This window comes from Cognaticolwellia aestuarii (genome assembly GCF_002000025.1).
GTDB classification, from domain to species: Bacteria; Pseudomonadota; Gammaproteobacteria; order Enterobacterales; family Alteromonadaceae; genus Cognaticolwellia; species Cognaticolwellia aestuarii.
Genome location: NZ_MUZV01000001.1, coordinates 178,586 through 191,042, shown reverse-complemented (window position 1 = coordinate 191,042; position 12,457 = coordinate 178,586). Strand labels below are relative to the sequence as shown.

Annotated in this window: 11 protein-coding genes; 3 read left to right on the top strand and 8 right to left on the bottom strand. The window is 38.4% G+C overall.

Annotation, left to right across the window (positions count from 1 at the left end; all coding sequences use genetic code 11):
• Positions 1 to 55: 55 nt before the first annotated feature.
• Positions 56 to 529 (bottom strand): DUF721 domain-containing protein, encoded by a 474-nt coding sequence (locus B0169_RS00840; RefSeq protein ID WP_077283772.1) that lies wholly within the window; start codon positions 527 to 529, stop codon positions 56 to 58.
• 32 nt (positions 530 to 561) lie between these two features.
• Here B0169_RS00840 and B0169_RS00835 point away from each other — a divergent pair, with 32 nt between their 5' ends.
• The 3 genes from B0169_RS00835 (at position 562) to mutT (ending at position 5,081) form a co-directional block, all read left to right on the top strand.
• On the top strand, positions 562 to 1,461 hold the full coding sequence (locus B0169_RS00835; RefSeq protein ID WP_077283770.1) for a M23 family metallopeptidase: 900 nt from the start codon (positions 562 to 564) through the stop codon (positions 1,459 to 1,461).
• A gap of 126 nt (positions 1,462 to 1,587) precedes the next feature.
• Positions 1,588 to 4,266 carry a preprotein translocase subunit SecA gene (gene secA / locus B0169_RS00830; protein WP_077283768.1) on the top strand — a complete coding sequence of 893 codons (2,679 nt, stop codon included), beginning with the start codon at positions 1,588 to 1,590 and terminating at the stop codon, positions 4,264 to 4,266.
• 416 nt (positions 4,267 to 4,682) lie between these two features.
• On the top strand, positions 4,683 to 5,081 hold the full coding sequence (mutT, locus tag B0169_RS00825; RefSeq protein ID WP_077283766.1) for an 8-oxo-dGTP diphosphatase MutT: 399 nt from the start codon (positions 4,683 to 4,685) through the stop codon (positions 5,079 to 5,081).
• 27 nt (positions 5,082 to 5,108) lie between these two features.
• Here the strand turns inward: mutT and yacG are convergent, their stop codons facing one another.
• The 7 genes from yacG to B0169_RS00790 all read right to left on the bottom strand — a co-directional run bounded on the left by yacG (position 5,109) and on the right by B0169_RS00790 (position 12,295).
• Positions 5,109 to 5,345, bottom strand: coding sequence for a DNA gyrase inhibitor YacG (gene yacG, locus B0169_RS00820; RefSeq protein WP_077283764.1), 237 nt, complete (start codon positions 5,343 to 5,345; stop codon positions 5,109 to 5,111).
• A 178-nt stretch (positions 5,346 to 5,523) separates the two neighbouring features.
• Positions 5,524 to 6,270, bottom strand: coding sequence for a cell division protein ZapD (zapD, locus tag B0169_RS00815; protein WP_077283762.1), 747 nt, complete (start codon positions 6,268 to 6,270; stop codon positions 5,524 to 5,526).
• Between the two features lie 308 nt (positions 6,271 to 6,578).
• Entirely contained in the window at positions 6,579 to 7,199 is a 621-nt protein-coding gene (gene coaE, locus B0169_RS00810; RefSeq protein WP_077283760.1) for a dephospho-CoA kinase, read from the bottom strand.
• A gap of 44 nt (positions 7,200 to 7,243) precedes the next feature.
• Positions 7,244 to 8,128, bottom strand: coding sequence for a prepilin peptidase (locus B0169_RS00805; protein WP_412842105.1), 885 nt, complete (start codon positions 8,126 to 8,128; stop codon positions 7,244 to 7,246).
• Positions 8,129 to 8,282: 154 nt separating this feature from the next.
• Positions 8,283 to 9,533: a type II secretion system F family protein gene (locus B0169_RS00800; RefSeq protein WP_077283756.1), complete on the bottom strand. Its 1,251-nt coding sequence runs from the start codon at positions 9,531 to 9,533 to the stop codon at positions 8,283 to 8,285.
• Positions 9,534 to 9,981: 448 nt separating this feature from the next.
• Positions 9,982 to 11,688: a type IV-A pilus assembly ATPase PilB gene (pilB, locus tag B0169_RS00795; protein ID WP_077283754.1), complete on the bottom strand. Its 1,707-nt coding sequence runs from the start codon at positions 11,686 to 11,688 to the stop codon at positions 9,982 to 9,984.
• 139 nt (positions 11,689 to 11,827) lie between these two features.
• Positions 11,828 to 12,295 carry a pilin gene (locus tag B0169_RS00790; protein WP_077283752.1) on the bottom strand — a complete coding sequence of 156 codons (468 nt, stop codon included), beginning with the start codon at positions 12,293 to 12,295 and terminating at the stop codon, positions 11,828 to 11,830.
• Between the last annotated feature and the right edge of the window lie 162 nt (positions 12,296 to 12,457).

The following is a 12,457-nucleotide window of genomic DNA, read 5'->3' as shown; positions in this document are numbered from 1 at the left end:
CAATAATCACTATTATAAAACCAGTCTTTGTACTGGTTTTTTTATCATTAAATTTTTATTGGTCATTGTTATTTTTTGCATGCGAAGCAAGTTTTTCTAGTTTTTTACGTAGGCTATCAGGAGCACTGCGTGCAACTTCTAATAACTGTGTTGCTGTGCGTGCTGATATAGTCGAGTTTACGGCGTTAGGAATAACGGTTTTTTCGGGTATTTTCGTGCGAAAAGGTGTGACTTTAATTTCTATTTGGTTGAACTCATTATTTGTTACTTCGCTAAGCTTTCGACAAATGTTCATTCTTTCAAATTGTAAACGCTGACTCCAAACAGCAGAATTTACTTCAATGACGATGGCATTCGCTTTGAAATTGGCTATTTTCCATACATCCTCTGGTAGGTCTGGGCAAATTTGTCGTACAATATCAGCCAATACCGTTAAAAAGTTGGTTTTTGCAGCTATTTGTGCCAAAGTGCCTGACGTTGAATTAAACAGCGCTGACATGTCTGTGGGGATTTTCGATTTTCGTGCCATAAGTCAGCTCTTGAACAAACGATGAATGAATTATGAGTTTAACATTACTGTACCGAGGAAAGAACGTTAGATTTTCCATGAAGCTTAATAAGCTGCATTGGTTATCTGCCTTAATAGTTTTTGCCTTGGTTTCGGGGTTTATTGTCCACTTGATTGCCTCAGCGGACGATGTACCACAAAGCACTATCTATCAGCTATCTAGCTTACCTATTGTTGATGATACCAAAGTCAATAGTCAACAAGTAACTGCCGTTACAATGAAGTTGGCTGAATTACAAAGCCAAGTATTAAGATTAAACGCTTTGGGAGATCGCTTAGCAGAAGAAGCGAATATTCCAGATAATGAGTTTAATTTTCAACTGTCTCCACCAAGTGGTGGTCCAATGATTCAAAGTCATGAAGAAAAGTCTAAAAGCTTAGCTGAATTGCTTTTAGAAATCACGGCATTGGAAGAATCTCTAAGTCATGAAGAAAAACAATTAAAAATGCTTGAATCTGTCACTTTGGGTCACCATATAGAGAATACAAGGTATTTGTCTGGTCGACCAATCAAGAAAGGGTGGCTGTCATCGTACTTTGGTATGCGTAAAGACCCTTTTAGTGGTAAGCCAGCAATGCATAAGGGTGTTGACTTCGCCGGCAGTGAAGATGCTGATATTATAGCGACTGCGTCGGGTGTGGTAAGTTGGGCAGGTGAGCGGTATGGCTATGGTCAATTAATTGAAATTAATCATGGCGATAACTTAAAAACTCGCTACGGTCATAACAAAGAAATAAAAGTAGCCGTTGGTGATGTTGTCACTAAAGGTCAGGTTATTGCAAAAATGGGCAGTACGGGTCGCTCAACAGGGCCTCATGTACATTATGAAATTTTACGTAATAACCGACAAATAGATCCAAAAAAATACGTTTATCGCAAAGCAAAAAATTAGCTTTTGCACGAATTTCAGTTGTTTAAAATACTGCTGCGATTACAATACTAAGCAAGTTTATGTGATTGGTCCCACCGATCATTTTATTTTCAGTGGAAGATTTTCTTCTCAATATGGTTTAACACGATGTTTGTAAAGTTAATGACAAAACTGTTTGGTAGTCGAAATGATCGATTACTTAAACAAATGCGCAAAGAAGTAACAAAAATTAATGCCCTAGAACCTGTTTTTGAAGCACTCAGTGATGAAGAACTAAAAGCAAAAACAACTGAGTTTAAAGAGCGAGTTCAGCAAGGTGAAGTATTAGACGAGCTAATTCCTGAAGCATTTGCTGTGGTACGAGAAGCAAGTAAGCGTGTATTTGGCATGCGTCACTTTGATGTGCAAATGATCGGTGGCATGGTGCTTAACTCTGGCAAAATTGCAGAAATGAGAACAGGTGAAGGTAAAACACTTACCGCAACGTTACCTGCTTATCTAAATGCATTAACCGGTAAAGGTGTTCATGTTATTACGGTTAACGATTACCTTGCTACTCGTGATGCCGACTGGAGTCGACCATTATTTGAATTTTTAGGTATGACAGTTGGCTGTAATGTTGCTGGCATGACGCCAACAGATAAGCAAGAAGCCTATAACTCTGATATCACCTACGGCACCAATAATGAATTTGGTTTTGACTATCTACGCGACAACATGGCATTTTCGCCAGAAGAGCGTGCACAAAAACCATTGAACTTTGCTGTTATTGATGAAGTTGATTCGATCCTAATCGATGAAGCGCGAACACCGTTAATTATTTCAGGTCAAGCGGAAGATAGCTCTGAGCTTTACCGCAATATCAACTTAGTTGTGCCAACGCTTGTTCAGCAAGATGAAGAAGACAAAGAAGGCGAAGAAAGTACTGGTGACTTCACCATTGACGAAAAAGCCAAGCAAATTTATCTTACTGAGTTAGGCCAAGTTCACATTGAAGAAATCATGATCGAAAAGGGCTTAATGCAGCAAGGAGATTCACTTTTCTCAGCAGCAAACATCACCTTATTACATCATGTTATGGCAGCGCTACGAGCGCATAAACTGTTTCAAAAAGATGTCGATTACATTGTTAAAGATGGTGAAATAGTCATCGTTGACGAGCATACCGGTCGTACAATGGAAGGTCGCCGTTGGTCAGAAGGTTTGCATCAAGCTGTTGAAGCAAAAGAAGGTGTGGATATTCAAAACGAAAACCAAACCTTAGCTTCTATTACTTTCCAAAACTTTTTCCGTATTTACAATAAATTATCAGGTATGACAGGTACAGCTGATACTGAAGCATTTGAGTTTAATCATATTTATGGTTTAGAGACGGTGGTTATCCCAACTAACCGACCTATGCTACGTAAAGATTTACCTGATTTGATTTATTTAACAGCTGAAGAAAAATTTGAAGCGATTCTAGATGATATTAAAGACTGTGTTGAACGTGGACAACCGGTTTTAGTGGGTACTATTAGCATTGAAACATCAGAGTTTTTATCTTCATTTTTAAAGAAAGCAAAAATTAAGCATAAAGTGTTAAATGCTAAGTTCCATCAACAAGAAGCAGAAATTGTTGCCGACGCGGGTAAATTGGGCGCGGTAACTATTGCAACCAATATGGCGGGTCGTGGTACTGATATCGTTCTTGGTGGTAACTTAAGTATGATGCTTTCTAAGCTTGATAACCCAAGTCCAGAACAAGTTGAAAAAATAAAAGCCGCATGGCAAGAAGAGCATGACAAAGTATTGGCTGTTGGTGGATTGCATATAGTAGCAACTGAACGCCATGAGTCTCGCCGTATTGATAACCAATTACGTGGTCGTTCAGGCCGTCAAGGTGATGCCGGTTCAACGCGTTTTTATCTATCGATGGAAGATGGTTTAATGCGTATTTTTGCTTCTGAGCGTATTTCTAACATGATGCGTAAATTAGGCATGGAGCGCGGTGAAGCGATTGAACATCCTTGGGTGACTAAAAGTATTGAAAACGCACAACGTAAAGTTGAAGGGCGTAACTTTGATATTCGTAAACAGCTGCTTGAGTTTGATGATGTTTCAAATGATCAACGTAAAGTGATCTATGAGCAACGTAATGAACTAATGGATGAGGCAGATATTGCTGAGGTTATTAAAGCTATTCGTGCTGATGTTGTTAATGGCTTAATTAGTCAGCATATTCCACCACAATCGTTAGAAGAAATGTGGGATGTTGCAGGCTTAGAAGAACGTATTAAAGGCGAACTTAATCTTGAACTGACTATCGCCCAATGGTTAGAAGAAGATACCAATTTGCATGAAGAAACTTTGCGAGAAAAAATTGTTGCAGAAGTTGAAGCAAGTTATGTTGCTAAAGAAGAAATGGTCGGCGCTGAAGTTTTACGTCAATTTGAAAAGGCTGTGATGCTTCAAAGTCTAGATTCTCATTGGAAAGAGCACTTAGCTGCAATGGATCATTTACGCCAAGGTATTCATTTACGCGGTTATGCGCAAAAGAATCCAAAACAAGAGTTTAAGCGTGAATCTTTCGAGTTATTTGCCGAATTACTTGATAACTTAAAATATGACGTTATTGGTATTTTAAGCAAAGTGCAAATTAAAGCTGAATCTGATGTAGAAGCGGTTGAAGAGCAACATAGAAAAGCTGATGAAGCTCCTAAAGAGTATACTCATCAGTCTGCTTCTCAGCCTGAAGAAGCCACTATGCCTCGTGTAGGACGCAATGAGCCTTGCCCGTGTGGTTCGGGTAAAAAATATAAACAGTGTCATGGTAAGCTAAGTTAAGCTAGCTTATCTTACGTTAAGTGCTTTATAAAAATACCAGTCAATAGACTGGTATTTTTATGTTTAATAGCTGTTATTTTAAATTACCTGAGTCCGAGATAAACGAAGCCCGCCAATACGATGATTTCTGCGAGAATCAAGGCTTATGGCATTGCTAATAAACTATGCGGAAAAGTTTATAAAAACCCACTAAAGTGTTTGTAAACATTGCACTATACTAATTTATTAGCACATCCATTATCCCGAACTCAGCTTAAAGTGCTGGTTTAATGATAATTTTAAAGTTGCTCTTTGAGTGCTGAAAGTGTCAGGATAATTGCAAACATTTTCCCTACTCAGGTATTCAATATAGCGCTAAGTGCTTACTTTTTTGAGATAAACGAGATAAAAAATAAAATTAATTAAGGCGGAGTGTTATGGCAAGTAAAACTGTTCATGTTGCTGTTGGGGTGATCAAACAGGGCGATCAATATTTTCTAACTAAGCGCTTGGCAGATAGTCATCAAGGAGGGAAATGGGAATTTCCAGGTGGTAAAGTTGAAGATGATGAAACTGTGCATCAAGCGCTATTTAGAGAGCTAAAAGAAGAGGTGGCGATAGAAGTACTAACTTGTACGCCGTTAATGGAAATAACCCATGATTACGTGGATAAAAAGGTACGTTTAGAAGTTTTTGTTGTGGATAATTTTATTGGTGAAGCAACGGCCTTAGAAGGGCAAGCATCAGCTTGGTATCAATTAGCTGATTTTGAGAACTTAAATTTTCCGGCTGCTAATCAAGCAATTATTGAAAAGCTACAAAAAAATTATTTGTAGCTTCGCGTTACTTGCTAATAGAGTGTCTTACTCCGGTTCAACAAAAAATTTATTATGTTGTAAAAATTGATCTTCCAACGCGTCAAGCATTTCTTCATTTAAGTCAACAGCGCCTTGTATTGGCTGGCTAATTTTATGATTTTCGTCAGCCCAATCACCGACATCAATTAACTGACAACGCTTACTACAAAATGGACGATGTTGGCTTTGCGCTTGCCATAGCACTTCTTTTTTACAAGTGGGGCAAGATACTTTTAATGTCATATCAGATGTTACTAGCGAATAAAGTGATAGCGCTATTATAAGAAATATTTTACTGGGCAGCTAGGAGTATCTTGGCTATTAATAAAGGGGAGTAATCAGCTTTAAGCTTTAGGTTTATCGCTACTCAGGAGTATGGTGCTTTGTCTTCACTTAACTCTGACAGCACTTTAAGTTTTTGTTAGCATTGCGCCAGTTGAAATGTCAGTGCTTGCTTGACATATTTACGCCCAGCATCATTACAAGGCATCATAAAGCGAATAGAATAGCGAAAGCGGTTACCGCTAATGGTTGGGTAAAATGACAATGTATTGGCTATTTTAATGCGTAAAAGTAATAGCCCTTCACCATTATCTTGATAGAAGCCACTTTCCGTAGAAATCTCTTTAAACGCAGCTCTTTGACGAATAAACTTCATTATTAATGTTAATGCCGAGCTGATATGTGCTAGCCGGGATAGCCAGTAATTACACTCTTTTTCTATTTGCGTGCTGGGCTGATGTAGCCAAAATTGTAATTGTGGTAGATCAAAGGTTGAACTGCCTCCTTGAATCGCAAATCGCTGTTTCAGTGCCATTAAAAATTTGTCGGCTTTAAGCTCAGTCCATTGAGGACAAGCAACTTTTAAACTACTTGCAAGGCTAATGGTTTTTTTTAAGTTATCATCTAAGATGGCATTGTCAATTTCAGGATTTTGTGACCAAATAACTAAGTTTTGTTCAAGTTTTTCAAGGTCTTTGATTAAATCACCACGAATATCATTTCGCTCTAAGGTATCAACTATGGCAAATAATGCGTTAAAAAATACACTATGACTGGTAATAAGGCTATATTGCAAACTGTCAAAAGCTTGCACAAAAAGTTGTTCAAGCTTTAAGTAATTACGTATGCGCTCATTAAGCGGATGTTCGTATAATATTGCCGTCATAGCGTTGGTGCTTAATTAATAAATTTAATGAATAATAACTTTATACTACCTATCACTAATGAAAATGGCGAATCATTTAATAGAAAACATGTATTTATCAGGCGCTAGTTAAGCTGATTTTGGACAGAAAAACCGACTCAACAAGCTACTTCAGTTTCGCTCCGAATTAGCTCTGTTATCAAAAGTAGTGATGGCCTACTCAGCTTAGCTTTAATGAATATCCAACTATCAATGCGAAGTGATTGCGCTGTTTGAGAGTGACATCTAAAACTTTTGATATTAGCTGTTATTTTTCGAGTGCTAAAGATTCACTCGGTTGAGCTTAAGTTAGACAACAGCGCTTGATATTGTTTATCTAAGTTGCTTACTTGTATGTGGAGCTGTTCTAAACTGATATTGTGATTGTTGATAACATCATCCGCTAAACTAAGGCGCTGCTCTCGGGGCATTTGACTAGCAATGATGCGTTTAACTTCTTCTGCAGAGCTTGGGTCGCGAGCAATAGTACGCGAAACTTGTGTTGCTTCATCGACATCAACCACTAAAACTCGATTGACTAACTTATCGAGTTTATTTTCCAAAAGCAATGGTGCAACTAGTATGCAGTAGTGACTTTTAGCTTGTGATATTTGTCTTAAGATTTCTTGTCTGATTAAAGGGTGTAATAAGTTATTTAACCACGTTTTATCTTCATCGATAGTAAAAATTCTGCTGCGTAGTTTTGCCCTATTGAGTTGTCCTTGATGATCAATATAATCAGTGCCAAAGCGATTACTAATAGCCTGTAAAGCACTGCTTCCGGGTTCAACCACAATGCGAGCGGCAACGTCAGCGTCAATAATATCAATACCCAATTGCTGAAAAATATCGGTAACAGTAGTTTTACCGCTACCAATACCCCCTGTTAATCCGACAATAAATTTCGACATAAACTAAGTTGCTCGTTTGTAATTATGTTGTATGGTTAATGAGTTTAAACTAATGAACTTAAATACCAAGACCAAATATCATTACCCCAAAGTAAGGTAATAAATCCGGCGACTGCTAAATAAGGGCCAAAGGGAATTGCTTGCTCTCGCTGATGGTTTTTAAAAACCATTAAGCTGATACCTATCACAGCACCAACAGCTGACGCCATTAATATAAGTAATGGCAGTAATTGCCAGCCTATCCAAGCGCCAAATAGTGCCACTAATTTAAAGTCACCATGGCCCATACCGTCTTTGCCAGTAACCAACTTAAATAGCCAAAAAATACTGAATAAGCTCATATAACCGGCAACCGCGCCAATAACCGCGTCATTTAGCGGAACAATAGCACCATTAATATTAACTAAAAGTCCTAACCACAATAATGGTAAAGTGATTTGATCTGGTAAAAGCATGTGATCGTAATCAATTAAGGTTAAGCAAATTAAGCCCCAAGTTAATATTAACAAACACAAGGTAGTTAAAGTGACGCCATAATGGGCTGCGATTACCATACTTAATAATGCCGTGCTCAATTCAACTAAAGGGTAACGTGAAGATATGTTGGCTTGGCATTGACTACACTTACCCCGTAAAAATAACCAACTAAGTAGCGGAATATTTTCGTAAAAGCGAATTTTGTGCTGACAACTTGGGCAAGTAGAGCTTGGGGTTGATAGTGTGATTAATGCATCATCAGTTGACCGTCTTGGTTTGGCAAGTTCATCGGCTAAAAATTCTCGGCATTCTTGCTTCCAGCCTTGCTCCAGCATTTTAGGCAAGCGGTAAATTACAACATTTAAAAAGCTACCGATCATTAGAGAAAAAATAAAAACAATCGAAAAGAAAAAAGTAGGGGAGTTACTCATTAGGGTAATGAAATCTGTCAAAAGTTTTACCTTGTTTGATCTGTTAATAGGGTTAACGAATGGCAACTCATGAAAGGCCATTGCTAATTCGCGTCTGTTTTAAATAAAAAATTATTCAAAGCAGACAATTTTATCTTTTAGCTAATAGCGGTAAACGATAACTTCATAACCATAGCTAGACAACCATACCAATTTGAAATATTGGCAGATACATAGCAATAATTAAGCCGCCGATAACTACGCCAAGTACAGCCATTATCATCGGTTCAAGTAGGGTAGTTAAGTTATCCACAGCATTATCAACTTCTTGCTCATAAACGGTGGCGACTTTTGCTAACATATCATCAACAGCGCCAGATTCTTCACCAATGGCGACCATTTGGATAACCATATCTGGAAAAATAGCACAATTTCGCATCGCTAGGTTCATTTGCATACCAGAGGTAACCTCAGCACGAATATCTAAAATCGCATCACGAAATACGGCATTACCAGAAGCCCCTGCTGCTGATTCTAATGCATCAGGCAAAGGTACGCCAGCGGCAAAAGTCGTTGATAAGGTTCTTGCATAGCGCGCAACTGCTGCTTTTTTTAAGACATTGCCGATGACTGGGATTTTTAATATTTTTTTATCAACACTATCGCGAAAGGTTTGGCTAGCACGGTGTGTTTTTTTAAATAAATAGCCAGCTGCAAATATGCCGGCAAGACCAAAATACCAGTAGGCTTGCATAAACTCTGATATGGCGAGAACTAATAAGGTAAAACCGGGTAATTCTGCGCCAAAACTGTCGAATATGTCTTTAAACACAGGCACAACAAAAATTAATAATACTGCGGTAACAATAAAAGCAATAATCAAAACAGATATCGGGTAGGTCATGGCTTTTTTAATTTTCGCTTTTAACGCTTCCGCTTTTTCTTTATAGGTAGCAACACGATCATAGATGGTTTCTAAGGCTCCAGATTGCTCACCTGAGTTGACTAAGTCACAATACAAGTCATCAAAATACAAAGGATGCTCACGGAGGCAATCTGATAATGGCACACCTGATTGTAATTTGTTGCCAATATTGCCTAACAATTTTTGCATATTGCCATTGTTATGGCCATTAGCAATCATTTCAATGGTTTGTACTAAAGGAACACCGGCGCCTAGCATGGTAGCAATTTGCCGAGTAAGTACCGCAATATCGACGGGTTGTATTTTTTTATCGCCACCGATACCGAATAAGGGTTTAGCTTTTTTACTGATTCTACCAGGGGTTATACCTTGCTTACGTAACTGAGCTTTAAGCTCTAATATGTTGTTAGCATTGAGTTCTCCGCCTACTTTTTTACCTTTGCGGTTTAATCCTTGCCACTTATAGATATCAAGTGCTTTTACTTTTTTATTTTTGTCTCTTGATGAAGAAATAGCAGCCATGCGAGTAACCTAATTTTTATTGTAAGAGCCATTGTTAATATTGGTGTTAGTACTGCATATACCCAAACCGCTTGAAAATGCAGGAGTCAGCAAGTCGAAAAAGGGTTAGCACCAAGGCATTGATTGAAAGGAATGGTTGTTCCATTGTTAAAATCAATAACGCCGGAGATGACCCTTTATCGACTTGCCCTACGGGCGCTAAGCTAGAAAACCAGTGCAGCGTTGCAGCACTTGATAAGGGAATAACCATTATCTGCGTGCTGTGCCTTGCGCTGATTTCCTAGCTTAACGCTGAAACTGCATTTTCAAGTGGCTTGGGTATATAAGGTAATTCTATCTATACTATTTAGCTTATATCTATTGTCTAAACTTGGCAATTTTAAAAAAATATCTACAAATCAATTGTTTTACAGCTGCTTTTATTAATTGGAGATTGACTCGAAGCCGGCTAATTATTTGTGACACGATTAATTTCTTCTAAACTGGTCACCCCTAAAGCAGCTTTCTCTAAACCAGATTGGCGTAAATTTTTGTATCCTTCCCGTTGACACTGAGCCGCAATATCTAAAGAGTTAGCGCCCGACATAATTAGATTAGCAGTTACGTCGCTGATTTTTATTACTTCATAAATACCGACGCGACCTTTATAACCACCAGTACATAAGTCGCAACCTACAGGTTTATATAATTTTATAGTACTTATTTGTTCCGGTAAAAAACCTTGAGTAAGCAGCTCGCTCTCTGGAATGTGTTCTTCTGTTTTGCACTGAATACATAATCGACGCGCTAAACGTTGGGCAATAATAACACTGATTGAACTTGCAACGTTATATGACGGTACACCCATATTCAATAATCGGGTCAAAGTCTCTGCTGCGGAATTAGTATGTAAAGTTGATAGTACCAAATGCCCTGTTTGGGCTGCTTTAATCGCAATTTCAGCCGTTTCTAAGTCACGAATTTCCCCGACCATAACAATATCAGGATCTTGACGAAGAAATGAGCGTAATGCCCCAGGAAATGTTAAACCTGCACGAGTATTAATTTGTACTTGATTGACACCTTCAAGGTTAATTTCTACAGGATCTTCTGCCGTGGAAATGTTGCGTTCTTCGGTATTTAAAATATTCAAGCCAGTGTAAAGTGATACGGTTTTCCCCGAACCCGTTGGTCCTGTAACCAATATCATGCCTTGTGGCTGTGCTAGCGCATCCATGTAAATCTTCTTCTGCTCTGGAGCATAGCCAAGCATTTCAATACCAAGCATAGCACTGGAGGAGTCGAGAATACGCATCACTACCTTCTCACCCCACATAGTCGGTAGAGTGCTGACACGAAAATCAATCGATTTTTTCTTGGATAGCGCTAACTTTATACGACCATCTTGTGGTACACGCCGCTCTGCAATATCCAACTTTGACATCACTTTAAGGCGTGCCGCCATTCGTGATGAAAGAGATACAGGGGGCTTAGCGACTTCGGTAAGTATGCCATCGACTCGAAAGCGAATTCGGTAAGATTTTTCGTAAGGTTCAAAATGTAAATCAGAAGCGCCTTTGCGAATAGCATCGAGTAATATTTTGTTGATATAGACAACGATGGGAGCATCTTCTTTATCGCCACCTGCAATACTATCATCTTCTTGGTGGTCATCTTGCACATCAATACCGGCTAATTCTTCGGCATCCATATCGGTGATGTCAAGGGCATCACTATCCGCTTCTAAAACTTTGTCGATGCATGCCATTAATGAGGTTTCGTTAGCAAGGACTAACTCAGTTGAAAAACCAGTATTAAACTGGATTTCCTCTAGCGCATCATGGTTTGTTGGATCTGACATGGCAACAAATAATACCTTACCACGGAGAAATAAAGGTAAGGCACTGTGTTTACGCACCAGTTTTTCATTACGTATCCCTTCAGGTACTAATGAAGTATCAAAACTATTTAGGTCGATCAGTGGGCAACCAAAACTACGGGATAGCGTGCTGGCTATTTGTTCGGCATTAATATTTTTATCTTCGACGAGGTAGCGAACAAATGGTTTTTTTTGACGAATAAAGTCAGCACTTATAGTGTCGACCATTTCACGGGTAACAATATTATGTTTGGCTAATGCCGACAGCAGACTTGATTGTTGATGAAGACCTTTCATAGTGTTTAAATTAGTATTCTTTTTATTTATTATCAAGAGTGTAGCGTATTGGAAGGCAAAAGCGCTTTTAACTACATTTATTTGTCCTAAATTATAAAAAAAGCTCCATCAGGAGCTTTTTTATTAAACTTATAAAAAATTAACAAAGGCCAGCGGCTGCACATGTTCCAGCTGTATTATCCCAGGTGATACTTTCATTATTAGTAATGTTACCTGTTAAAACGAAAGTAACATCGGCTCCTGCATCGTTAGTAAATGTTGATGTTACTGTTACTGTTGGGGCTGCTGCAGTACCGCCAATAACGACATATTTAACGCTAGGGGCCGCGGCCCAGCCATTAGTGTTAGCGGCTGTTCCTGTTTGTCCATCTTCTACTTGGTGGCATGCTGCAGCATTAGTCGTTTGAACGCAGAGTTCAATCGCTGTTTTTGCAGGGGTTGCTGCTAATACGACTTCAGAAAATCTCGCTCTATCTGAATATGTTTGATAAGCCGGCAAAGCTACAGCGGCTAAAATACCGATAATTGCAACAACGATCATTAATTCAATTAAGGTAAAACCTTCAGACTTTTTCTTCATATTTAAGTTTTGTAGTGTCTTTTTCATAATCAATCATTCCATACATTAATAGCGGTGGTTAAAAATAATACTGCGACAAAAATAACCAAATGTAAACATTGTGACGAATTATTTTTCAGAAATGTAATAAAGTGTTAGATTTTGTAATCTATATTTTAGTTAGTTATGTGAGTGCGAGTAAGCTATCAC